This is a genomic window from Agarivorans albus (assembly GCF_019670105.1).
Classification (GTDB): Bacteria; Pseudomonadota; Gammaproteobacteria; order Enterobacterales; family Celerinatantimonadaceae; genus Agarivorans; species Agarivorans albus.
Genome location: NZ_AP023032.1, coordinates 4750721 through 4775582, shown reverse-complemented (window position 1 = coordinate 4775582; position 24862 = coordinate 4750721). Strand labels below are relative to the sequence as shown.

21 protein-coding genes are annotated in these 24862 nt (G+C 42.9%); 18 read left to right on the top strand and 3 right to left on the bottom strand.

Annotated features, from left to right (window positions below; all coding sequences use genetic code 11):
* Positions 1-259: 259 nt before the first annotated feature.
* The 13 genes from K5620_RS21595 (at position 260) to trpB (ending at position 13228) form a co-directional block, all read left to right on the top strand.
* On the top strand, positions 260-664 hold the full coding sequence (locus K5620_RS21595) for an ATP synthase subunit I (protein WP_051147554.1): 405 nt from the start codon (positions 260-262) through the stop codon (positions 662-664).
* The gene (gene atpB / locus K5620_RS21590; RefSeq protein ID WP_152785095.1) at positions 654-1466 is read left to right on the top strand and encodes a F0F1 ATP synthase subunit A; all 813 of its coding nucleotides are present in this window, start codon (positions 654-656) and stop codon (positions 1464-1466) included. Before K5620_RS21595 ends, atpB begins: the two co-directional genes overlap by 11 nt.
* Before the next feature lie 52 nt (positions 1467-1518).
* Positions 1519-1773, top strand: coding sequence for a F0F1 ATP synthase subunit C (gene atpE / locus K5620_RS21585; RefSeq protein ID WP_016400258.1), 255 nt, complete (start codon positions 1519-1521; stop codon positions 1771-1773).
* 33 nt (positions 1774-1806) lie between these two features.
* A complete protein-coding gene (gene atpF / locus K5620_RS21580; RefSeq protein WP_016400257.1) occupies positions 1807-2280 on the top strand; it encodes a F0F1 ATP synthase subunit B in 474 nt (157 codons plus the stop codon).
* Positions 2281-2299: 19 nt separating this feature from the next.
* Positions 2300-2830 (top strand): F0F1 ATP synthase subunit delta, encoded by a 531-nt coding sequence (gene atpH / locus K5620_RS21575; RefSeq protein ID WP_016400256.1) that lies wholly within the window; start codon positions 2300-2302, stop codon positions 2828-2830.
* Between the two features lie 14 nt (positions 2831-2844).
* Positions 2845-4386 (top strand): F0F1 ATP synthase subunit alpha, encoded by a 1542-nt coding sequence (gene atpA, locus K5620_RS21570; RefSeq protein WP_016400255.1) that lies wholly within the window; start codon positions 2845-2847, stop codon positions 4384-4386.
* A gap of 28 nt (positions 4387-4414) precedes the next feature.
* Positions 4415-5278, top strand: coding sequence for a F0F1 ATP synthase subunit gamma (atpG, locus tag K5620_RS21565; RefSeq protein WP_016400254.1), 864 nt, complete (start codon positions 4415-4417; stop codon positions 5276-5278).
* Positions 5279-5314: 36 nt separating this feature from the next.
* Positions 5315-6691 (top strand): F0F1 ATP synthase subunit beta, encoded by a 1377-nt coding sequence (gene atpD / locus K5620_RS21560; RefSeq protein WP_016400253.1) that lies wholly within the window; start codon positions 5315-5317, stop codon positions 6689-6691.
* 31 nt (positions 6692-6722) lie between these two features.
* The gene (locus tag K5620_RS21555) at positions 6723-7148 is read left to right on the top strand and encodes a F0F1 ATP synthase subunit epsilon (RefSeq protein ID WP_016400252.1); all 426 of its coding nucleotides are present in this window, start codon (positions 6723-6725) and stop codon (positions 7146-7148) included.
* Between the two features lie 187 nt (positions 7149-7335).
* The gene (locus K5620_RS21550) at positions 7336-8985 is read left to right on the top strand and encodes an ATPase RavA domain-containing protein (protein ID WP_221077431.1); all 1650 of its coding nucleotides are present in this window, start codon (positions 7336-7338) and stop codon (positions 8983-8985) included.
* Between the two features lie 8 nt (positions 8986-8993).
* The gene (gene viaA / locus K5620_RS21545) at positions 8994-10433 is read left to right on the top strand and encodes an ATPase RavA stimulator ViaA (protein ID WP_016400250.1); all 1440 of its coding nucleotides are present in this window, start codon (positions 8994-8996) and stop codon (positions 10431-10433) included.
* A 92-nt stretch (positions 10434-10525) separates the two neighbouring features.
* On the top strand, positions 10526-11887 hold the full coding sequence (gene glmU / locus K5620_RS21540; RefSeq protein ID WP_016400249.1) for a bifunctional UDP-N-acetylglucosamine diphosphorylase/glucosamine-1-phosphate N-acetyltransferase GlmU: 1362 nt from the start codon (positions 10526-10528) through the stop codon (positions 11885-11887).
* A gap of 117 nt (positions 11888-12004) precedes the next feature.
* Complete coding sequence (gene trpB, locus K5620_RS21535; RefSeq protein ID WP_016400248.1) at positions 12005-13228, top strand: tryptophan synthase subunit beta; 1224 nt, start codon at positions 12005-12007, stop codon at positions 13226-13228.
* Between the two features lie 73 nt (positions 13229-13301).
* Here the strand turns inward: trpB and K5620_RS21530 are convergent, their stop codons facing one another.
* On the bottom strand, positions 13302-14129 hold the full coding sequence (locus tag K5620_RS21530; protein ID WP_016400247.1) for a TonB-dependent receptor: 828 nt from the start codon (positions 14127-14129) through the stop codon (positions 13302-13304).
* Between the two features lie 215 nt (positions 14130-14344).
* On the opposite strand from K5620_RS21530, the gene K5620_RS21525 reads away from it, so the two are divergent.
* Both K5620_RS21525 and K5620_RS21520 read left to right on the top strand, forming a co-directional pair.
* Positions 14345-16036: a mechanosensitive ion channel family protein gene (locus tag K5620_RS21525; RefSeq protein WP_016400245.1), complete on the top strand. Its 1692-nt coding sequence runs from the start codon at positions 14345-14347 to the stop codon at positions 16034-16036.
* A 411-nt stretch (positions 16037-16447) separates the two neighbouring features.
* Positions 16448-17128 (top strand): DUF2786 domain-containing protein, encoded by a 681-nt coding sequence (locus K5620_RS21520; RefSeq protein WP_016400243.1) that lies wholly within the window; start codon positions 16448-16450, stop codon positions 17126-17128.
* A gap of 11 nt (positions 17129-17139) precedes the next feature.
* Here the strand turns inward: K5620_RS21520 and pyk are convergent, their stop codons facing one another.
* Positions 17140-18576, bottom strand: coding sequence for a pyruvate kinase (gene pyk, locus K5620_RS21515; protein ID WP_016400242.1), 1437 nt, complete (start codon positions 18574-18576; stop codon positions 17140-17142).
* A 146-nt stretch (positions 18577-18722) separates the two neighbouring features.
* On the opposite strand from pyk, the gene nadE reads away from it, so the two are divergent.
* Both nadE and K5620_RS21505 read left to right on the top strand, forming a co-directional pair.
* Positions 18723-19553, top strand: coding sequence for an ammonia-dependent NAD(+) synthetase (nadE, locus tag K5620_RS21510; RefSeq protein WP_016400241.1), 831 nt, complete (start codon positions 18723-18725; stop codon positions 19551-19553).
* A gap of 119 nt (positions 19554-19672) precedes the next feature.
* Complete coding sequence (locus tag K5620_RS21505; protein ID WP_016400240.1) at positions 19673-20293, top strand: trimeric intracellular cation channel family protein; 621 nt, start codon at positions 19673-19675, stop codon at positions 20291-20293.
* 1883 nt (positions 20294-22176) lie between these two features.
* Here the strand turns inward: K5620_RS21505 and K5620_RS21500 are convergent.
* Positions 22177-23538, bottom strand: a complete 1362-nt coding sequence (locus K5620_RS21500) for an MATE family efflux transporter (RefSeq protein WP_016400239.1) — start codon at positions 23536-23538, stop codon at positions 22177-22179.
* 170 nt (positions 23539-23708) lie between these two features.
* Between K5620_RS21500 and K5620_RS21495 the strand changes: the two genes are divergently transcribed.
* The gene (locus K5620_RS21495) at positions 23709-24830 is read left to right on the top strand and encodes a 1-acyl-sn-glycerol-3-phosphate acyltransferase (RefSeq protein WP_016400238.1); all 1122 of its coding nucleotides are present in this window, start codon (positions 23709-23711) and stop codon (positions 24828-24830) included.
* Positions 24831-24862: the final 32 nt, after the last annotated feature.

Sequence of the window (24862 nt, the reverse complement as noted above, 5' to 3'; positions counted from 1 at the left end):
TTATAAACTATTCTTACCTACATTTCTTTGATCTTGATTACCTAACTTTCACCAAAAAATGACCAAAATCGCTGGTTTGTAACATAAAAATTAACAATAACCGCTATTTGTTTATGTAAGCTGTTACAAATTGGTGACTTCCGCTTTGCTTCTGATTGCAAAAGTGCGCGTTCAACGTATAATCATTAGGCTTTTTCGCAAGCCCTTTTTACCTACTTATAGGTAATGGGTTAAATGTAAAAACTAGTAGAGGTCGAGAATGTCTGGGTCTTTAACAACAGAAGTACGCCTTAAGGCGTTATATTTTGTTATCTTTCAGACAGGGTTTGTCGCACTGCTAACACTTAAAAGTGGTTTCTTTTTTGATAAAGAGACTGCCATTTCTGTGTTACTCGGAGGAATAATCTTTTTACTACCAAATGCGCTGTTTACTGCCATGGCATTCATGTTTGTGGGAGCTAGACATCGAAAATACGTAGTATTGAGCTTTTATCTCGGGGAAGTCGTAAAACTTTCTCTAACAGCCATTATGTTCATACTAGCCTTTGCCTTGCTAGATGTAGTGCCTTTAGCACTATTGCTAGGCTTTGTTTTTAGTACTTTGACGCAATGGACTGCCTCTATTTTTCTTAGTAACAAAAATAGGATGATAAATGGCTGCTGAAGGTAACGTTTCAGGCTATATCCAGCACCACCTTACAAACGCTCAAATGTGTATGGCCGATGGCGGTCTGGCATTTAATTACGCTTGTAAGGATGCAGGGTTCTGGACTTGGCACATTGATTCACTCCTGTTTTCAGTTGGCTTGGGCGCTTTGTTCTTATTTCTTTTTTATAAGGCAGGGCAAAAAGCAACAACTGGCGTACCTGGCAAGTTTCAATGTTTTGTTGAAATGATGGTTGAGTTTGTTGATGGAGCCGTTCGTGACGCATTCCATCGCACCGACCGCGTTATTGCGCCAATTGGTCTAACCATCTTCGTGTGGATTTTCCTCATGAACTTGATGGATCTAGTCCCTGTTGACTTTATACCCCACGTCGCCGGACTTATGGGCGCTGAGTACTTTAAAATTGTACCAACTACTGATTTAAACATTACATTGGGCATGTCTATTGCCGTGTTTGGTTTAATCATTTTTTACAGTATTAAAGTAAAAGGACTGAAAGGGTTTACAAAAGAGCTAACGCTTAATCCTTTCAACCATTGGTCAATGATTCCATTCAACTTCTTGTTAGAATCGGTCACCTTATTGGCTAAACCTTTCTCACTCGCTTTGCGTCTGTTCGGTAACCTGTATGCAGGTGAATTGATCTTTATTCTTATTGCCGCACTTGTTCCTTTATGGGCTCAATGGACCTTATCTGTGCCATGGGCTATTTTCCATATTCTGGTCATTGTGCTTCAGGCGTTTATTTTCATGATGCTAACGATAGTTTATCTAGCTTTAGCCCATGAAGATCACTAATTAAGTTTAATAAAAACTGTTTTAACCTAATAAATACTATTTGGAGAAAATCATGGAAACTGTTGTTGGTTTAACTATTATCGCTGTTGCAATCATGCTGAGCATGGCCGCTCTTGGTACTGCTATCGGTTTTGCACTTTTAGGTGGTAAATTGTTAGAAGCATCAGCCCGTCAGCCTGAGCTAGCCCCTGCACTACAAACTAAAATGTTTATTATTGCTGGTCTACTAGATGCGATCTCAATGATTGCCGTGGGTATCGCGTTATTCTTCGTATTCGCTAACCCGTTCGTTGCCTTGTTAGGTTAATCCTTCGATTCCTAACAAATAGGAGGTGTCGTTGTGAATATCAATGCAACCATGTTTGGACAAGCGATATCGTTCGCGATTTTTTGTTGGTTCTGCGTTAAATACGTATGGCCACCATTAATCGATGCGATTGAAGCTCGTCAAAAGAAAATTGCGGATGGTTTAGCTGACGCTGAACGTGCCGGAAAGGATCTTCAATTAGCTCAAGCGAAAGCTTCAGAGCAAATGAAAGACGCCAAGTCCGAAGCTGCTGGTATTATCGAGCAAGCTAACAAGCGCAAAATTCAAATCATCGACGAAGCAAAAGAGCTGGCTAACATTGAGCGAGAAAAAATTCTTGCTCAAGGTAACGCAGAAGTTGAAGCTGAACGTAATCGTGCTCGTGAAGAGTTACGTGCACAAGTAGCTGCTTTAGCCATCGCTGGCGCTGAGAAAATTCTTGAGCGTTCAATCGACAAAGAAGCCAACAAGCAGATTGTTGATAAGCTAGTCGCTGAGCTGAAATAAGGGATAAAAGGTAGAGCTTATGGCTGATTTAACCACCATTGCTCGTCCCTACGCTAAAGCTGCGTTTGATTTTGCTGTTGAGCAAAAAGCCTTAGAACAGTGGACTGAGATGCTAGCATTTGTTGCCGAAGTGGCAGCCAATGAGCACGTTGCAGTTCAACTGAAAAGGGAGTCAGCAAATACTTTGGTTAATTTGTTTACCACAGTATGCGCCGAACAGCTTAACGAGCATGGCCTTAACTTAATTAAGTTAATGGCTGAGAACGGACGTTTAAATGCGTTGCCTGCTGTGTTAGCTCTTTTCTTGGAGTATAAGGCCGAATTGGCTAAGGAAATAACCGCTGATGTTGTTTCCGCTACCGAGTTAGATGCCGCGCAGCAAGCGCAAATTAGTGCTTCCTTGGAACAGCGTTTAGCACGCAAAGTGAAGCTTAACTGTAGTGTTGACGCCTCACTAATGGCCGGTGTGATTATTCAAGCCGGTGATTTAGTGATTGATAGCTCTGTTAAAGGGCAATTGGCGAAACTTTCTGAAACACTGCAAGCGTAATTGGGGAATAGAGCATGCAACTGAATTCCACTGAAATAAGCGAACTGATCAAGCAACGTATTGAGCAGTTTGAAGTTGTCAGTGAAGCTCGTAACGAAGGTACTATCGTTTCTGTAAGTGACGGTATTCTTCGCATTAATGGCCTTGCTGATGTAATGCAAGGCGAGATGATTGAGCTTCCTGGTAACCGTTATGCTATCGCATTAAACCTAGAGCGTGATTCTGTAGGTGCGGTAGTAATGGGCCCTTATGCTGACTTAGCTGAGGGTGACAAAGTAAAAAGTTCTGGTCGTATTTTGGAAGTTCCAGTAGGTCGTGGCCTATTAGGACGTGTACTAAATACACTAGGTGAGCCAATTGATGGTAAAGGCGCAGTAGACAACGATGGCTTCTCGCCAATCGAAGTAATTGCACCTGGCGTAATGGAACGTAAATCGGTAGATAAACCTGTTCAAACAGGTATTAAAGCGATTGACTCAATGATTCCAATCGGCCGTGGTCAGCGTGAGTTGATTATTGGTGACCGTCAGATTGGTAAAACAGCTATCGCTGTTGACACCATCATTAACCAAAAAAGCTCTGGCATTAAATGTGTTTACGTAGCGATTGGCCAAAAAGCCTCTACTATCGCTAGCGTAGTACGTAAGCTAGAAGAATACGGCGCAATGGAGTACACCACCATTGTTGCAGCTTCTGCATCAGATTCAGCCGCACTACAATACCTAGCGCCTTACGCGGGTTGTACCATGGGTGAATACTTCCGTGACCGCGGTGAAGATGCACTAATCATCTATGATGATTTGTCTAAGCAAGCCGTAGCTTATCGTCAAATTTCTTTGCTACTACGTCGTCCGCCAGGCCGTGAAGCTTACCCAGGTGACGTATTCTACCTTCACTCTCGTCTACTAGAGCGTGCCTCTCAGGTAAACGAACAGTACGTAGAAGAGTTCACTAAAGGTGAAGTAAAAGGTAAATCAGGTTCATTAACTGCTTTGCCTATTATTGAAACCCAAGCCGGTGACGTATCAGCATTCGTACCAACCAACGTAATTTCGATTACCGATGGTCAGATCTTCCTAACAGGCCAGTTGTTTAACTCTGGTACTCGTCCGGCGGTTGACCCAGGTATTTCGGTATCGCGTGTAGGTGGTGCAGCACAAACTAAGATTATTAAGAAACTGTCTGGTGGTATTCGTACTGCATTGGCACAGTTCCGCGAACTAGCAGCATTTGCTCAGTTTGCTTCTGACTTAGATGATGCAACACGTAAGCAGTTAGACCACGGTCAAAAAGTAACCGAGTTAATGAAGCAGAAGCAATTCAGCCCATTATCTGTTGCTGAACAAGCTCTAGGTCTATACGCCGCTGAAAAAGGTTACTTAGCTGACGTAGAAATCGATAAGATTGTTGATTTTGAAGCAGCGTTGCTAGCTTACGCTAACAACGAGTACGCCGATCTATTAGCGACTATTAACGAAAAAGGCGATTACAACGACGAGATTGATGCATCGATTAAAGGCTTAATTGAAAGCTTTAAATCTACGCAATCTTGGTAATCAAACCTGACGAATAGGAGCAATAGATATGGCCGGCGCTAAAGAGATTAAAGGTAAGATTGGCAGTGTTAAAAACACCCAAAAGATTACCAAAGCGATGGAGATGGTTGCAGCAAGTAAGATGCGTCGTTCGCAAGACGCAATGGAAAGCAGCCGTCCCTACGCAGTAGCTATGCGCAAAGTAATTGGTCATATCGCGCTAGGTAAGCTCGAATACAAGCATCCATATGCTGTAGAACGAGAAGCCAAGCGTGTAGGTTATATCGTGGTATCTACTGACCGCGGTTTGTGTGGCGGCTTAAACATTAACTTGTTTAAGCAAGTTGTCACCGACATGCAGCAGTGGAAAGACAAAGGGGTTGAAACTGACCTTGCCGTTATTGGCGGTAAAGCAACAGCCTTCTTTAACAGCCACGGTGGTAATGTGGTAGCTCAAAACTCTGGCTTGGGCGATCACCCAACCGTTGAAGAGCTTATCGGTACCGTAAAAGTGATGTTAGAAGCCTACGATGAAGGCAAGCTAGATCGCATTTATGTGGTGTACAACAAGTTTGTAAACACCATGGTACAAGAACCAACGATTGACCAATTATTGCCGCTGCCTAAAGCAGATGATCCAGAAATTGCGTCTCGCAGCTGGGATTATTTATACGAGCCAAGTGCTGAAGAAATTCTCGACGGCCTACTAGTTCGTTATATCGAATCTCAAGTGTATCAAGGTGTGGTGGAAAACCTAGCCTGTGAACAAGCTGCACGAATGGTTGCAATGAAAGCGGCAACCGATAACGCGGGTAACCTGATTGATGAGCTTCAGTTGGTATACAACAAAGAGCGTCAAGCAGCAATTACTCAAGAATTGAGCGAAATTTCTGCGGGAGCTGCAGCCGTTTAAGGCAAGGCACTAAGCAATATATTTAGAGGAATCAACATGAGTAACGGTAACATCGTCCAAGTAATTGGCGCTGTTGTGGACGTTGAATTTCCACATGACAGTGTACCTAAGGTATACAATGCTCTAGAAGTTCAAGGCGAAGAGTTAGTTCTTGAAGTTCAACAGCAAATTGGTGGTGGCGTAGTTCGTTGTATCTGTATGGGTGCATCGGAAGGCGTACGTCGCGGCCTAGAAGTGGTTGATACTGGTGACGCGATTAAAGTGCCTGTGGGTGATGCCACCCTAGGTCGCATTATGAACGTACTAGGTCAAACTATTGACCACAAAGGTGAAATTGAAACGGAAGAGCGTTACAAAATTCACCGTTCTGCTCCAACTTATGAAGAGCAGGCTAACTCTAGCGAATTGCTAGAGACAGGCGTAAAAGTTATCGACTTGATTTGTCCATTCGCTAAGGGTGGTAAAATTGGTCTATTCGGTGGTGCCGGTGTAGGTAAAACCGTAAACATGATGGAGTTGATCAACAACATCGCTAAAGCTCACTCAGGTCTATCTGTGTTTGCTGGTGTTGGTGAGCGTACTCGTGAAGGTAATGACTTCTACTACGAGATGGAAGAAGCCGGGGTACTTGATAAAGTAGCCATGGTTTACGGTCAGATGAACGAGCCACCAGGAAACCGTCTACGCGTAGCGTTAACAGGTTTGACTATGGCTGAGAAGTTCCGTGACGAAGGTAAAGACGTATTGTTGTTCATCGACAACATTTACCGTTACACCTTGGCCGGTACCGAAGTATCTGCACTGTTAGGTCGTATGCCATCAGCGGTAGGTTACCAGCCTACGTTGGCTGAAGAAATGGGTGTTCTTCAAGAACGTATTACATCTACTAAGACTGGTTCGATTACTTCGATTCAGGCGGTATATGTACCTGCGGATGACTTGACTGACCCATCTCCTGCAACCACTTTCGCGCACTTAGATGCAACCGTTACGCTTAACCGTAGCATTGCAGCAATGGGTTTATACCCAGCGATTGACCCACTGGATTCAAACTCTCGTCAGTTAGATCCTCTTATCGTAGGTCAAGAGCACTATGAAGTTGCTCGCGGTGTGCAAGGCGTATTACAACGCTATAAAGAATTGAAAGATATTATTGCGATTCTAGGTATGGATGAATTGTCTGAAGAAGACAAGCAAACCGTAGCTCGTGCGCGTAAGATCGAGAAATTCTTAACTCAAGATTATCACGTAGCTGAAGTTTTCACTGGTAACCCAGGTAAACTTATCCCACTTAAAGATACTATCCGTAGCTTTAAAGGCCTATTGGCTGGCGATTACGATGATATTCCAGAGCAAGCGTTCTTGTATGCAGGCGATATTGATGACGTGCTTGAGCGCGCCAAAAATATGTAAGCTTCGCCAATTGGCGTAACAGGAGGCTGAAATGGCAGCGATGACAGTTCACTTGGATGTGGTGAGCGCAGAAGAGAAAATTTTCTCTGGCCGCGTTGAGCACTTACGAGTAACCGGTGAAGAGGGTGAGTTAGGAGTATTGCATGGTCATGCTCCACTACTAACCCCAATTAAGCCTGGTATGGTTCGCATGGTTAAACAGCATGGTCACGAAGAGGTGATTTACATCTCGGGTGGTTTCTTGGAAGTACAACCAGGAAACGTAACCGTGTTGGCAGATACCGCGATTCGAGGCAACGAGCTCGATAAAGCCAAGGCCCAACAAGCTAAACAAGCTGCAGAGGAAAGCATTAGCAATCCCAACAGCGATGTGGATTTTGCGAAAGCTCAAGTTGAACTTGCTAAAGCAATGGCTCAACTTCAAGTTATCGAAATCCTCGGAAAAAACGTCCGATAGATTTAGCTTGATAATAAAAAGGCGCTCCCAGAGCGCCTTTTTTGTCTGTGAAAAATGATGCTGACATCAACGAAACCTATTTTTATAGCCGTTACTATAGTTATAAATAGCTTGGCTTCGTGCTAACAACAACTACTTTTAGTGGGTTTGAACTTAACTTCAAACTAACACTCATCAAGGGATGGATATGGCAACAATTTCGCCATTAAATCAAGCAAGCAAAGCCTTGCTCTCAGAGCGTATTCAAGGTCTTATTAAAGCCTTATCTGCAGGCATCTACGAACGTGAAGAAAGCTTTAAGCTATGCCTTTTGGCTGCCCTAGCCGGCGAAAGTGTATTTTTGCTAGGCCCGCCAGGTATTGCCAAAAGCATGATTGCTAAACGTTTGGTAAAAGCCTTTAAAAGCCAAAGCTTTTTTGATTACCTAATGACTCGCTTCTCTACCCCAGAAGAAGTGTTTGGCCCTTTATCTATTCAAGAGCTTAAAGATAATGGTAAGTACGTTCGTTTAACCGAAGGTTATTTGCCCACTGCACATATTGTTTTTCTTGATGAGATCTGGAAAGCAGGTCCAGCTATTCTTAATACCCTACTCACGGTAGTGAATGAGCGCACTTTTCGAAATAGCTACGAAAACTTGCCTGTACCAATGCGCTTACTTATTTCTGCTTCAAATGAACTTCCCGAAGAAGATGGCGGCTTAGAAGCGCTTTATGACCGTATGTTACTGCGGGTATTTGTAAATAGGATTCAGCAAAAAGACAACTTCAAAGCCCTGCTGCTCGATAATCAAAGCTTACAAGAGATCCCCGAACACCTTGTGATTAGTGACGAAGAGTATCAAACATGGCAAGCGCAACTTGGCCAAGTCACCATGAGTGACGAAGTGTTTGAGAAAATGTACCTAATTAAAAACTTGGTTGAGCAAGGTTTGCCTTTGGCTGGTGAAGGCAGCATAGTTGGCGATCTTTATGTGTCGGACCGACGCTGGAAGAAGTCAGTGCACTTATTGCAAACTAGCGCATTTTTTAATGGCCGCTCAGAGATTAATCCGCTCGACTTGCTGCTATTGCAAGACTGCCTCTGGCATAACCTAGAAGACCGCCAGTTTATTCAAACCTGTATCAAAGACTATGCTGTCAATCATGCATTCGACCAGCTTAAGCTAAAAGAGCTTGCCGAAGGGGCCGAGCGTCATTATCAAGCAACCGTGGATGATATTTGCGAGCAGCTTACTCTGCAGTTTTCTCATGATTCAGGCTTAAGGAAAGACCAATATAAATTCGATTTTAGCGGTGCTAAACGTTACCCCAATAAACACGGTGGCGAGCTATTTAAACTGGTGGTATTGCAGAGCAATTTGTCGGTGAGTGAGAAAGATAAAGGCGAAACGCGTTGGGTCTATGTGGATGCAAACGAATTCTCAAAGAAAATAAAAAGCGGTAATTGTGAAATGCTTGGGCGGATCAACGAAGGTTCCGAGTTATGTCAGCTACGCTTTGATATTGATATCAACCACCAGCTAGTAATTAAAGACTTAGCTAATCGACCTTTACTATTAGGCATTGCTACGCAACAAGGCATCGATGACGATTTAGTGGCTAGCTGGCAACAGCAAATTGATGCGGTATTAACTAGTATTAAACAAGCAGAGTATGAGCTAAAACGCAGCCGGGCTCAGTTTCACGGTGCCTTGCCCCATAACTTTATATCTAATCAACTGCCAGAGTCGATAGAAGCAAGCTTAATGGAAGTGGATATGATGGTATCAGGGGTTACTAGCTTGCTAGATAAACAGGCTTACAGAATGCGCAATATAAACGACTTTTTTAACTAGGTTAAAACATGTTAGATAGCCTGCAATTTGGTGTGATGTTAGCCGAGTCGGGACTGCTTGATGAAGCAGTCCGCGAGGTGATGATGCGTCCGCAACTGATGATGATTGCAGAGTCTAGTCCTGGTATTCAAAGTGCCATGAAAAGCCAAGTTAGCAAATGGAAAAGCCAAATTCGTGCACAGCTTGGTCAAATAACCATTGAAGAAAAATTTGCTGAAGAAATAGCTTTGTATCAGCGTTCTATTGAATTAGATAGTGCCGCGTTCAGCCAACAGCTAGATGACTTATTGATACAGTTAAGTGTTTGTTCTTCTTTTTATGGCAAGGCAAGTGAGTTGGCTGCTCATCCTCACCATCGTTATAGCCCAATGTTTCAAAGCTACTTTTGTAATCAGTGGTTTGAAAACATCGCCAAGGCACTTAATCAAGCTCAGTTAGATGAAATGAAGCAGCATAAGCAAGCCTTGCTAGCCGATCTTTATCAACGGGTTGAAACACTGCAGGCTATGCCTGAAATGACCGAATCGGGTGACTCAAATAAGTTAGGCCGATTATGGGATATGGCGGCGGCAAAGCTGCGTAAAAGTGAAGTTAATTTACTTAAGCAGTTTGCAGTGTTCCTTAAATCGCAAAAAGGTCTACAAAAAATTGCTGAGCAATTAGGCAGAATGGCCGACCAAGTGAGTGACCCAAATGCTAGCAATGCACCGGTTGAAGAGCCGCAACTGGTTGAGGAGCAATTAGAGCAAGTTACCGACGACATAGTTGGAGTGCACGAAGGTGATGACTTAGCCAAACTCCTGCCTAATGAAACCATGTTCTTAGCCTACCCAGAGTTAGAGGTTATTTTTTATAAACATTTAGTTGACCACCAGCTAATGAACTATCAAATGCAGGGCAAGCAGCGCAAGTTGCGTAAGGTGAAAACCTACAAAAAAGCAGCTGACGAGACCATGCTGGATAAGGGCCCATTCATTTTAGCCATTGATAGCTCTGGCTCTATGCAAGGTTTCCCTGAGAAGTGTGCTAAAGCCCTAGCCTATGGCTTAATGCAAATAGCCTTAGCTGAGCAGCGTGACTGTTATGTAATTATGTTTTCAACAGAGCTCATCACTTACGAACTCACCAAAAAAGATGGCTTAAGAGAAGTTCTTAATTTTCTGTCTTACAGTTTTCATGGTGGCACCGATATGGCCGCAGCGCTCCAGCAAGCGGTTAAGCAAATGACAGAAGATAAATACCAAAATGCAGATTTAGTGGTATTGTCAGATTTTATTGCCCCTGCTCCACCTAATGATTTGTTAGATACAATCAAGCAGTTAAAAACGCAAAAAAATCGATTTCATGCGCTTAAATTATCTAGCTACGGAAATCCCGAATTAATGCAGGTGTTTGACCATCTATGGGATTACACTCCTTCACCAATGAAGCGCTTGTTTAAACGATAATTCCAAAGCTGATGCGTTTCGCTTACACTTGTTTAAGTTATCGATAATCATTTTGGTTGATTGGGAAAATCAACCTGTAATAAGGAAACAAAATGAACTTCAGTGTTGTTATTTTGGCTGCCGGTAAAGGAACAAGGATGCGTTCAACTTTGCCGAAGGTACTTCATAAGTTAGCGGATAAACCAATGGTGCAGCACGTCATCGATACCGCTAAAACATTAAAGCCAGAAGCTATTCACCTTATTTATGGTCATGGCGGTGAATTGATTAAACAGCAAATTCAAGATCCAAGTCTAAACTGGGTAGAGCAAGCTGAGCAACTAGGTACTGGCCATGCTATGCAACAAGCTGCACCGCATTTTGCGCCTAATCAGCCGGTAGTTATGTTATACGGCGATACCCCCTTAATTAGTGAACAAACTATTCAGCGCTTAATTGAAGCCTTGCCAGAAAATGGCATTGGTTTACTCACCGTAGATCAAGAAGACCCAACTGGCTATGGGCGAATTGTGCGTGAAAATGGCAGTGTCGCGGCGATTGTTGAGCACAAAGATGCAACCGCTGAGCAGCTAGCGATTAAAGAAGTGAACACTGGCGTATTAGTGGCAAACAGTAATGACTTTAACCGCTGGTTGGCTAACTTAAGTAACGACAACGCTCAAGGCGAATACTACGTTACCGACATTATTGAAATGGCCACTAAAGAAGGCAACGTGGTACAAGCGGTTCAACCCGACTCTATTGTTGAAGTGCAAGGGGTTAATGACCGAGTTCAACTAAACGGTTTAGAGCGCGCTTACCAAAAAGCCCAAGCTGAACAGCTATTACGTGATGGCGTAAGTCTAGCCGATGCTAACCGCTTTGATTTACGTGGTGAGTTAAGCATTGGTAGCGACTGTTTCATCGATATCAACGTGATTATCAAGGGCAAAGTTACCGTTGGTAACAATGTGACTATCGAAGCTAACGCTATTTTGATTGATTGTGAGATTGGCGATAACGTCACCATTAAAGCTAACAGCATTATTGAACAAGCTAGCTTAGCGGCAGATGCTTCCGCTGGTCCATTTGCTCGCCTTCGCCCTGGAGCCAAGCTGGAGCAAGATGCTCATGTAGGTAACTTTGTAGAAATGAAGAAGTCTACTTTAGGTAAAGGCTCTAAAGCTGGCCACTTAACTTATCTAGGTGATACTACGGTAGGTGAAAAAGTGAATATTGGTGCTGGCACTATTACCTGTAATTACGATGGTGTTAATAAATTCCAAACTGTGATTGAAGACGGTGCCTTTATTGGTAGCGATACCCAGTTAGTGGCGCCAGTTACCGTGGGTAAGAATGCAACCGTAGGTGCTGGTTCTACAATTACTAGTGATGTAGAAGCTGAAGTATTGGCAATATCTAGAACCAAGCAGCGCAGTATTAAAGGCTGGCAACGACCAGTTAAGAAATCTTAATTATCTGAATTGTTTATAAAAAGCGGCCTTTGGTCGCTTTTTTTGTTTTAGCGACTGTTTTCACATAAATCCCTACTTTTATTAGGTATAACTAGAGTTTTGCTTTAGGGACAGACCATGAACAAACAGTTTGAACACCCGCTGCCAAACAGCGAAGGTTATTTTGGCGAATATGGTGGAAGTTTTATTCCGCCAGAGCTTCAAACAGTAATGAATGATATTAATCAGGCTTATTTAGACATTCGTCAAGATCCAGAGTTTGTAAAAGAGCTTACTCGTTTGTATCAAGACTATGTGGGTCGCCCTAGCCCAATTTTCCACGCCGAGCATTTATCGCAAACCTATGGCTGCGACATATACTTAAAACGTGAAGACCTAAACCATACTGGCGCGCATAAAATTAATCACTGTTTAGGTGAAGTGCTACTGGCTAAAAAAATGGGTAAAACCAAAGTTATTGCCGAAACCGGCGCTGGTCAGCATGGGGTTGCTTTAGCAACCGCTGCTGCCTTGTTAGGGTTAGAGTGTGATATTCATATGGGTGAAGTAGATATTGCTAAAGAGCATCCTAACGTAGTGAGAATGCGTATTTTAGGTGCCAATGTTATCCCCGCTACTCACGGTAGAAAAACCTTAAAAGAAGCTGTAGATAGCGCTTTTCAAGCTTACATGGCTGATCCTCATAGCCAGCTTTATGCCATTGGCTCGGTGGTTGGTCCTCACCCCTTCCCGATGATGGTGCGAGATTTCCAATCAATTATTGGCATAGAAGCGCGTGAGCAGTTCCAAGCAATGACTGGAGCTCTACCAGACAATTTAGTGGCTTGTGTTGGTGGTGGCTCTAACGCTATGGGGCTGTTTAGTGCCTTTTTAGAAGATGAAGCGGTAGCTATGCATGGTTGTGAACCTGCCGGTCGCAGTTTGGAAGAAGTTGGCGAACATGCAGCTACGTTAACCAAGGGTGAACCTGGCACTATGCATGGTTTCCATTCCTACATGCTTAAAGATGAGCAAGGAGAGCCTGAGCAAGTTTATTCAGTAGCTAGTGGCTTAGACTACCCCTCAGTTGGGCCACAACATGCCTACTTAAAAGACTTAGGCCGGGTTCAATATGGTGTAGTGAGCGACAAAGAAGCCATTGACGCTTTTTTTGAGCTCTCGCGTTTAGAAGGCATTATTCCAGCAATCGAGTCTGCCCACGCTGTGGCTCATGCTATCAATTTGGCTAAGCAAGGTAGTAAGGGCTCAATTCTGATTAACTTGTCTGGCCGAGGCGATAAAGACATTGACTTTGTGGTAGAGAAGTACGGTAAAGAATACGGAATAGAATCGCTGCTATAAGCAGTAAAATTGGGTAAACAAAAAAGGCCACAAGTGAAAACCTGTGGCCTTTTTTAGTTTGGATAAAACCAGTTTAGAATTTATAAGCTACGTTGAGCATTGGCCCGCGGTAGTTATATTTTAAAGTGGTTTCATTCCATTCTGCTTCAACTAGGTAGTAGTTATAACCTAGCTCAACATCCCAATTTGGGTTGATATGGTAAGAAATAGAGGCGTTTAAATCGGCTAAGTAACCACTAGTATTGTCTATAGATATATAGAAGAACTGAGTATGTGCACCAATTGTCCAATCTTCCGATAAGTCATAATCTGCCCATAGCCCTATATCAGGCAATGGAGCAGTGGTTGATTCATCTACTACTTCGCCGTTGGTATTGGCGCTGTCACAAGTAATGGTTCCACTATTATCAACACAACCAGCTATCTCGCCGCTAAAGCCCATTTCAATGAACATAACGTGCAAGCCTAAAGAACCACCAATTTCAGCACGATCGGTTTTGTAAAAAGAGTAACCATAACCAGCACGCAAAATGTCAATGTCCATGCGGGTGTCAATGGCTGCACCTACCAGAATACCTTTATCAGGATTATTAGGAAGAGTGTAACCAAAGGTTGATTTGGTAGTGGCTTGTCGATGTAAGCGACGCCAATCGGCATATACAATATGACGTTCATTAAACTTATAGCCGACTTCGAAGAAAGGAAGAAACTGAGATTCTTCAAGGTTGAGTGTGTCTTCAAAGTCCAGTTTTAGGTCGCTACCATCAAATGCTTTAGTTGATATAGATGAATCGGTTTGCGCCCAAAAGCCACCTGCTTTAATCACCCATTCACCAGCAAAACTGGTAGAGCTAAAGCTTGCTACTAGGGCAGCAAGAGGGAGCCACTGCTTGGTTTTCATATACTATCCTTGTATCGCAGTACTAAAACAGAGCAACAGATGCGCTGTTCTACAATTTATCACTTCATTGTGAGCTATTAGTTAGTATAAGCACTTAAATCTGATAGTAAAATATAAACAAGCCACTATTCTTAAGGGGCGGTTTGATTTATTTTAAACCGTTCAGTTAGTCTGCATGTACAGCTTATTTACTACTTTGTTGGTTGGAGAAAGTGATGTTAAAGGAATTAACGCGTTATTGTGGTGCTCTGGGCTTAGCAGCATTGTTAGTCTGCGCTCCAATAACTTCGGCTATGGCAGTCGATTCTGGGAGTGACCAAGCTACTTTGTTGTTGGATAAATACCAGCGCCAGCAACAGCGAATCGAAAAAATAAAAGCCAATATCGACCAAGTCTCAAGCATTGAGCAGGCGGCTATCTCTCACCGTTTGTTAGAACGCCATTTACATGCTTTTGAAACCATTAATCAGTTGTCTCAGTATTTAATTGAGCAAAAGGCCTTAGGCTTAGCCGATGAGCAGGTGTTGGCTGAAGTTGAGCAAATTATTGCCCAAAATAACCAAGATTTAGTGAATGGTATCGAAAAGCAGCAGCTTGAGTTTAATAAGGCTTATGCCGAAGAAGAAGCTGATGGCATTAAAGCTTTCCAACTCTATATCGAACACCTTGCTAGCTCAGACCTTATCTATACTGCCATGGTGCAGCAAATATCAAATCAGCAGGCTTTAGGTTTTAGTGTTGATACTGAAAAAGAGTATTTGATTGACCGACTATATACCCGCGCCGAGTCTTTCTCTGGCATGGTAGGCTTAGTTGGTAAAAAACGTGAAGAACTAGGCAAGCTAATTAAAATTACGCCGGATGATCAAAGCCTTAAAGATCAACTAGCGGTAGTTACCGAGCAGCTTGCGGTTGCCGGAGAAAGCTTTAAGTTAACCGTAGATTTGCTTACTCAGTTGGGCTTTAACGCGTCGTTCTATCAGCAAACTTTGCTTAAGCTTGGTGGCCAAATTACTACCGATGTTTTGGATGTAAACATATTAGGTGGCATAGCAAAACGTTGGTTAGAACGTTTATCTGAATACTTTGTAGAACACGGTGGCGAATGGATCTTCAAGCTGTTTTTGCTGGTGGCTATTTACTACATTTTCCGTTCTCTATCGCGTTTGGTGCGTAAACTTATGACTAAGAGTTTGGATTCTTCCAAGCTAAACTTGTCGTCATTAATGAAAGACATGATTATCTCCTCGGTCGCACGGGTGGTCATCATTATAGGAATACTGTTTGCGCTCGCCCAAGTGGGAATTTCGCTGGCACCTATCCTGGCTGGTTTAGGTGTGGCCGGTTTCATTATCGGTTTTGCTTTACAAGATACTCTAGGTAACTTTGCTGCTGGTTTGATGATTCTGATCTATCGCCCTTACGATGTAGGCGATATGGTAGAAGTGGGCGGTGGGGTATTTGGTAAGGTGAAAAGCATGAACCTTGTATCTACCACTATTCTTACCATCGATAACCAAACTTTGGTTATACCCAATAGTAAAATTTGGGGTGACGTTATTAAAAACGTTACTGCACAAAAGCTGCGTCGGGTGGATTTAGTATTTGGTATTGGTTACTCAGATGATATTGAAAAAGCTGAAGCGGTATTAAATGAACTGCTAGAAAAGCACCCAATGGTATTGCCTGAACCAGAGCCTACGGTGAAGTTGCATGTACTTAACGAATCTTCAGTTGATTTCATTGTTCGTCCTTGGGTTAAAACCGATGATTATTGGGACGTATATTGGGATATTACCCGTGAAGTGAAAATGCGCTTCGACCGCGACGGTATCTCAATTCCGTTCCCGCAGCGCGATGTGCATTTTTATCCTGCCACTAGCGAAGCAGCGCAAATCGAGAAATAGCTAGGGTCCGTTGATCTTTGCTGATGGTTTTTGCAGCAATTTATTAGCCATTTAGGCAAGGCGTGAGTGTGCAGTTAAGTGGGCTTAATAATCACTCGCTAACGCTGAATAAATAGCTAAGAAATGCTGCCAGAAGGGGTCGGATAAGCGGACTTTACTCTTTGTTAAGCACTTCTTGCTTAGCCCGCTAGGCTTCTAAGTGCTCGCCGCGATTAAAGCCCGCTTATCTCAAACAAAATTTCAACACCAAAGATCAACAGACCCTAAAACATTAGCTAAAAATCAAAGGCTTGGTTTTTATTTCCAAGCCTTTGTTGTTTTTGATTCTGGCTACCGCCGCTGAATAACTGGAAAATTTGGCTAAAATAAGTAAAATAGCGCTTCATTTTTGAGCAGAGGTTGTTGCAGTTCGTGAGTCGTCAACGCGCCCTAGAAAAAATAGCTAAGTGTTTAGAGTTGGGTAACTCCTCAAATGTTCATGAGGCCGCTCAAGCTATTCGTATGGCTCATCGGCTCATGCTTAAACATGGTCTAGAACAAGCTGATATTGAGCTTATTCAAATGGGTAAAACCTCAACCCAAACCTTGTTACCTGCCAATGTTAGTGAAAATATTCTGCGGATTATCCGCGGCATTAATAGCCGTTTTGGGGTTGAAGCCGTGTTGGTTAATCATAAAGGTTTAAAACGCGCAGAGTTTGTTGGACATGCTGACCGTGCGGTATTTGCGGCTTTTGCTTTTGACATTGTTTATCGTGAAATGAACCAGCAAGTAGGCTCTTTTAGAAATAGCTTTGCCGGCTCTGGCACCGACAATGTAACTGTGGCGCGCCGAGTTACCTCGTTCACCGCTGGTTGGTTAGAAGGGGCGCTAGAAAAGCTGCCCGATCTCACCACTAATGGTCGTAATGAACATATGGACGACTACCTTGATGAGATGTTTGAAAAGTTAGACCGTGAAACCTTTAAAGCTAAAATTAAGGCGTCGATGGGGCAACTTACCCCAGACTTTCAAACCGGCATGAAAAAAGGCCGAAAACTATCAGTTAATCGGCCTGTCGAAGGTGCTAGAGCAGCTTCTCTACTTCGCTAGAATATTAATACTTAGCTTACCTTTAGGATCTTACTGGTATTGGTATGACCGGTTTGGTCGAATACGTCACCGTGGGTCAAAATAACCAAGTCGCCTTTGCTCAAGTAACCTTGTTCTTTCAGCTGTTCTATCGCTATTTTTGACACCTTAATAATATCTTCGCTGCTTTCATCAAAGTGAATTGGGTATACGCCGCGATACAAAGCACAGCGGCTTAAGGTATTGGCATGACGAGACAAAGAGAATATTGGTAAGCCACTACTTAAGCGAGACATTAACAGTGGTGTGCTGCCGGACTCGGTTAACGCAATAATAGCTTTCATGCCCTTCATGTGGTTGGCAGCAAACATGGTGCTCATGGCCACTGTTTCAGAAATACTCTCGAAGGTATCGTTAATACGGTATTTCGACACGTTAATGCTGCGTTGTTTTTCTGCCCCTAAACATACGCTGGCCATCGCTTGTACTGTTTCGATAGGGTATTGGCCTGCGGCGGTTTCGCCAGAAAGCATCACAGCATCGGTACCATCTAGCACGGCGTTGGCTACATCCATAACCTCAGCACGGGTTGGCATTGGTGCGCTAATCATCGATTCCATCATTTGAGTGGCGGTAATTACTGCTCGATTGTATTTTCGAGTGAGGCGAATAAGGGTTTTTTGTACACCCACTAATTCGGCATCGCCAATTTCTACCCCTAAATCACCACGTGCAACCATTACCGCATCAGACGCTTTAATAATATCGATCATCGCTTCTTCGGTGGCTACTGTTTCGGCGCGTTCTACCTTAGCAACCAATTTTGTGGCTAAACCTGCTTGTTGGGTAAGGCGACGAGCATAATGCATGTCTTCGCCACTATTAGGGAATGATACAGCTAGGTAGTCCACTTCAATTTTGGCCGCGGTTAAAATGTCGGCTTTATCTTTATCGGTAAGTGCAGCTGCAGATAAGCCACCGCCGAGTTTGTTTATGCCTTTATTGTTAGATAAAACGCCGCCAATGGTGACTTCGGTAGTCACTTGGCTGTCTTTTACCGCCGTTACTTTAAGTTGAATACGGCCATCATCGAGCAATAAGATATCACCTGGTTCAACATCCTTAGGCAGGTGTTTGTAATCTAGGCCTACTTGTTTTTCATCGCCTAAACCTTTGTCTAGCTCACTATCTAAAATAAAGCTGTCGCCTACATTTAGGTTTACTTTGCCATCTTTAAAGGTGGAAACACGAATTTTAGGGCCTTGTAAGTCGCCCAGTATCGCAATGTGTAGTTTATGTTTGCTGGCTAACTCTCTCACTTTGGCTGCGCGCGCCAAATGATCTTCTGCGGTTCCATGAGAGAAGTTAAGGCGCACCATATTTGCACCACTCAATATCAGTTGTTCCAGTACATCGTCTCGGTCGGTGGCGGGGCCTAAAGTTGTGACTATTTTAGTACGTCTTAACATGTTGCTAATCCTTAAAAATTGATGAGATGTTTGCTTGAATTCGCTGATGCTGATTTAAGTATATGTAAACCAGCTTGTCCCTTGGTTTTTTTTTGTCTCTCAAGTACATTGCGCATTAGGGATATTATTTGCTGTGGGGTGACAGAATGAAACAGGCAATCTTGGCAGAAATGAAGGTTTTGCCAGAAATTGATCCAGAGTTTGAAGTTAAACGTCGAATCGACTTTATAAAAGCGCGTTTAAAACAAGCTGGTTTAAAAACACTAGTACTTGGTATTAGTGGCGGTGTTGATTCAACAACCACTGGTCGCTTAGCGCAGTTGGCAGTTGAACAGCTTAATAATGAGAGTAATAGTCAAGACTACCGCTTTATTGCCATGCGCTTACCTTTTGGTGAGCAAAAAGATGAAGCCGATGCGCAGCTAGCTTTAGGGTTTATTAAACCCTCACATATTGTTACCACTAATATCAAAGCAGGTACCGAAGGCTTGCATACTAGTGCTAGTGAAAGTTTAGTGGCTGCTGGTTTAGATTTACCTGCCCAAGCTGCAGTAGATTTTGCCAAGGGCAATGTTAAAGCCCGTATGCGCATGATTGCCCAGTATGAAATAGCTGGCTTAAGTGGTGGCCTGGTTATTGGAACAGATCACTCAGCTGAAAACTTAACGGGTTTTTACACTAAGCATGGTGATGGTGCGTGTGATTTAGTGCCTATCTTTGGTTTAAACAAACGCCAAGTTCGTCAGGTTGCAGATTATTTAGGCGCACCAGAAAAGCTGATTGGTAAAGCGCCAACGGCCGATCTTGAAGAAGACCGTCCGCAATTACCCGATGAAGTGGCATTAGGTGTTACTTATGACCAAATTGATGACTTCTTAGAAGGCAAGAAAGTGGCCGATGAAGTCGAGCAAAAACTTATTGGTATTTACCAACGTACCCAACATAAACGTCAGGCCATTCCTACCATTTACGACTAAGCCTGTAACAGCAACAAATTAAGCCGAAGTGATTAGGCTTCGGCTTTGTTTGATCTGCATCTTGTATTGCTGAGTCTACATGTTGTCTAATTGCAGCCGAATTTTTAGAGGAACTCGCTTTGGGCAACGCCATCATATTTAGTCTTGATCTATTTGGTACCGCAATATTTGCCATTTCTGGGGTATTGATAGCTAGTCGTCGCCGAATGGATTTGTTTGGTGCCTTGGTGCTTGCCTGTGTTACCGCCATTGGCGGCGGTACTATCCGCGATATGGCTTTAGGTGCTAGCCCAGTATTCTGGGTAGAAAACGGTTTGTATTTGTGGGTAATTCTTGGAGCTAGTTTAGGCTCGGTATTGTTGCTTAATAACTTTCCTACGCCTCCTCGCTGGTTACTGCCGGTAGCTGATGCTATAGGTATGGCGGTATTTATGGCGATTGGTGCTAACAAAGCTTATCAATATGGGTCGCCAATGATTGTAGCCGTTACCATGGGAGTGATTACCGCCTGTGGTGGAGGTATGATCCGTGATGTATTGGCCAATCAAGTCCCTTTAGTACTGCAACGTGAGGTGTATGCCACTGCTTGTATTGTTGGTGGACTGGTTTGGGTGGCTGCTTTATACCTACAGTTTTCGGATACTATTGCTACAAGTGCTTGTATTTTGACCGCTTTGCTCATTCGTTTAGTGGCCATTCGCTATCATTTATCACTACCTAAGCTTGCCAAAAATCGTTAGTTAGCGATAAATGACGATAGATGGTGTGAGATATCTCTTACAAGCTTGTGCGTTAAAAGCAGCTTTGCTTACAGTTGTTAAAATTAAATTTTCTTTTAAATTAATGGTTTAGTGTTTTTGTAAGAATTTGTAAGTAAAAAAATGAAAGTTTTTTGCTTACGCGGCTTTTTCTCAAACTTAGATTCCGTATAGTTGTTTGTGCACGGAGGCACTGACGTTTATCAGGATGAGAAACGTAGCAGGAGCTAAAAAGGAACAGCTACAGGAAGTAGCAAGGGACACCTCCTAGGAAGGAGACGTGCAACTGGTATGGATGACCGGTTATGCCATAGAAGGCTAAAGGACAGCTCAAAGGATTTGAGAAAAGGATAACTACAGGACGTAGTAACACAGTCAAAAAGGATTGCAGGGAGCAACTACCCGTTCACGGATTTGAGCGATATGACTACTAGGGGCGACACGAAAGTGTCGCCCCGACCTTTTTCTAAACCCAGCCAAGTGCTGGGTTTTTTATTGTCTGCACTTTTTCATCGATTTTAGATGAATAGTTAAGATTAAAAGTGTTTTATTAGGTTTTTATTCTTTTAAGGCGTCTTTGTTTAGACTTATTGAGAATTTTAGCGTGCTGAATTTAGATGCTTGTTTGGCGATCGACCAAAGGCCGTGTGAGAGATCGACCATTCAAACAAGCCGATAAGTCTCTTTGTTTATGAGCCTTAAAATAATTTTTTATTTATTATTCAATGGTTTATTGTTTTTTACCTCTTAAGTAATAGATTTATTTAGATGTTTTTGTTTCTGGCCTACTGGGCTTTAATTGGGATGAGCGTAAAGTATCAACCATCAGGACGAACCAAGATTCAGGAAGAATTAGGCAGGACGCCGAGGTATTTAGGACGCAGCGCTCAGGATGAGCAGGCTTATCAAGGTAGATGAGTTTGGATGTCAGCATAGGATTGCTAGAAAGCAAAATACCAAATAGCTTCAGGACGAAGTATAGGGATACCTCCAGGACGGAGAGAGCAAGTGTTTAGGATGAACGCTTATGCCATAGAAGGCTAAAGGACAGCCCAAAGGAACTGGGAAGAGGAAACGCTAAGGAATAGTGTGAAACAGTCAAAAAGGATTGCAGGGAGCAATTAACGTTCATGGAATAGAGCGATATGACTACTAAGAGGGCGACACGTATGTGTCGCCCTTTTTCTTTGCCTGCTATTTATTGTTAGGGTTTATTACCTATCTGCAGAGCTTTTAATGGATAACCTGTAATTGGTTGGATTTTTATATTGTTAATCTCGATCTGGTAGTTTCTTTATCTGCTATTGCCTGTGTGAGAGATCCGCCCGAGCTGTAGCGGGTAATTTCACTTGTTTAATAAGCCTTAACTAAACTAAGTTTATATATTTCAATGTCTTATGTTTTTTATCATGGTTTTTTGTAGCTAAAACCAAAATTATTTTATCTTGGCTACTGGGATTAAGGGCTCATCGGCGTAAAGTATCAACCATCAGGACGAGCCAAGGCTTAGGAAGAGTCAGGGCAAGATGCCAAGGTATTAGGAAGCATTGCTTAGGAAGAGCAGGTTTATCAAGGTAGATAAACTTTAGGATGTCAGCACAGGAGTGCTAGAAAGCAAAATACCTCAAACTTTCAGGATGAAGTTAAAGGATACCTCCAGGACGGAGAGAGCAAGTGTTTAGGATGAACATTTATGCCATAGAAGGCTAAAGGATAGCTCAAAGGAACTGGGAAGAGGAAACGCTAAGGATTAGTGTGCAACAGTCAAAAAGGATTGCAAGGAGCAATTACTGTTCACGGAAAAGAGCAATATGACTACTTAAAAAGGCGACACATTTGTGTCGCCTTTTTTCATTTTTGTGAAACTAAGATTGAGAATGTTGCCACCAACTGTTTTTGCTCATCAAGCAAATCAATATGATTAAGCTCGCTAAGCCCGCTAAGGTATGAGCAATAATAATCGCCAAAAATATTACTTTGCTGCTTCCCCACATTGCTCCAATGTAAATAGCTGGCAACATAAAACCAAATAATCTTATTAAGTTTATTGCCATTGCTAACAGGGGCTTAGCTAAGGCATTTAAGGTTTGAGCTAGCAATAAGGGCACAGCCATCATGCCGTAGCAAAAAGGTACTAACTGTAAGTAATATTGGCTAAGTTCAGCCACTTCAGCATCGTGATTAAAGCTATAACTCACTAAAGGGGCCAAGGCGTACATTGCGATAGCCAGCAATAGTTGCCAAACCACCGCTAGCCTAATGGCATGATGAACAATTTGCTGGGCGCGTTGTGCTTTGCCCGCTCCTACATTTTGTCCAACTAACATCGGAATCACCGAGTTAATCGCCATCACTCCAATAAATAATAAGGCTTCTACCCGTGTAGCAAAGCCATAGGCTGCTACGGTTGCCGTGCCAGCACTGGCCAATATTACCAAAGTAATGGTGGTAGCTATGGGAGTAAGCAGCTGAGAAAATACCGCCGGAATGGCTATGCTAAGCAGCTTTTTCCAAGAGGCGAAAAGCTGTTGAATGGTGCAAACTTCAAAACGTAGTAGTTTTAATTTAAAACTAAGCAAATAAACAGCAACACTAAAAGTGAGTGCCCAAGCTACTGCAGTGGCTAAAGCGGCTCCTTGCACCCCCATGGCAGGCACAGGCCCCCAACCAAAAATAAAAATAGGGTCCAGTATGCCATTTACGATACCAGCAACCAGCATCACTATACTGGGGGTTTTACTGTCGCCACTCGCTCTTATGGCGCTATTGCCCACCATAGGTATCACTAATAGCGGAACCGAGAGATACCAAATTTGCATATATTGCTCAATATAGGGCATTACTGGTAATTCGGCGCCTAAGTGGCTGAAAAGAGGATAAATGCTGATATAACCCAAGCCGGCAATAGCAACAATTAGCAGTAGGCTAAACAATAAACTATGGCTAGTGAGCTGGGCGGCTTGCTGATGTTGACGAGCCCCCAGTAGCCGTCCTACATGGGACGACAAGCCAATGCCTAAGCCCATAGCAACACTGGTGATGGCAAAGGTAATGGGAAAAGTAAAAGATACGCCAGCCAACGCATCGGTGCCGAGCATGGCAACAAAAAAGGTATCAACAAGGTTAAAAAAGATGATCGCAAAAATGCCAACTAAGGTTGGACTGGCCTTATTGATAATAAGCGGCGTGATGGGGGCATCAAGCAAATACTGGCGTTGTTGTTCCATTAACTTGCAGCTGGGAAATCGAGGCTCCAGTATACGTGGCTCGAAGGCTAAGCGAAAGAATCTGCATTAAGCCTTAAAAACTGCCAATGGTTGTTTAAATTTTAATCATTATTGTTGTTTTTAAGAGCAGAAAACGGTAAATTGCGGCTTCCTTAATAGCGAGAGAAGTTATGTCTCAGTTTGACAGTATTCGCCCTTATCAAGATTCTGAAGTAAAAAGTACACTGCAACGCCTCATTAATGATCCCGAATTTATCACTACTTTAATTAAGTTTCGTTACCCTAAAGCCAGTGGTGCCTTTCTCTCGCTAACGTCTTTTGCCTTGCGCCAAGTACTTAAATTTAAAGTAAGAAACGTAAAAAGTGTTTACGACTTTCAAATAATGGTAGAGCGCTATATGGCGCACATGATCAAAACTACGACTTCGCAACTAAGCTCTAGCGGATTAGACAGCCTAGATTTATCTAAGCCGCATCTGTTTATCTCAAATCATCGCGATATCGCGCTAGACCCTGCTTTTGTGAACTACTTGCTGCATATAAATGGCCAAGACACGGTACAAATTGCCATTGGTGACAATTTATTAAGTAAGCCTTGGGTATCTGACTTAATGCGCCTTAACCGCAGTTTTATTGTTAAGCGCTCAGCTTCTGCTAAACGTGAAAAGCTGGCTAACTTAAAAGAGTTATCTGCGTATATTCAACATACCCTAGCGAGCACTGGCGACCATATTTGGATTGCTCAGCGTGAGGGGCGCGCCAAAGATGGGTTAGACCTGACTAATTCGGCACTTATTTCTATGCTGGCTTTAAACAAACCTAAGCAGCAAGAATTTGCCGATTACATTAAAGAGCTAAACATTGTTCCTGTGTCTATTTCTTACGAATTTGACCCTTGTGATGTGGCTAAAGCTAATGAGTTGGTGTCGCAAAACCAACATGGCGAATACCAAAAAGCAGAGCATGAAGACATTTACAGCATCTCTCGCGGTATTGTTGGCCAAAAAGGTCGAGTGCATGTGCATTTTGCAGAACCATTGGCCGGTGAATATGAAAATGCCAAAGACGTGGCAGAAGCTTTAGATAAAGCGATTATTGGCAATTACCAGCTTATGCCTACCAACTGGATTGCCCTTGGTGACGCTATCCCAGAAGAAATTCCTGCTAACGAATTAGCTGAAGCAAAGCGCTATTTTGAAGCGAAGACTCGCGATATTAGTGCAGAGGTCCGATCTCAGCTGTTCGAAATGTACGCAAACCCTATTCGTGCTAGACAGCAACTATCTGAATAATAAGGTTAATAAATTGTTCATATAGCTTTGGC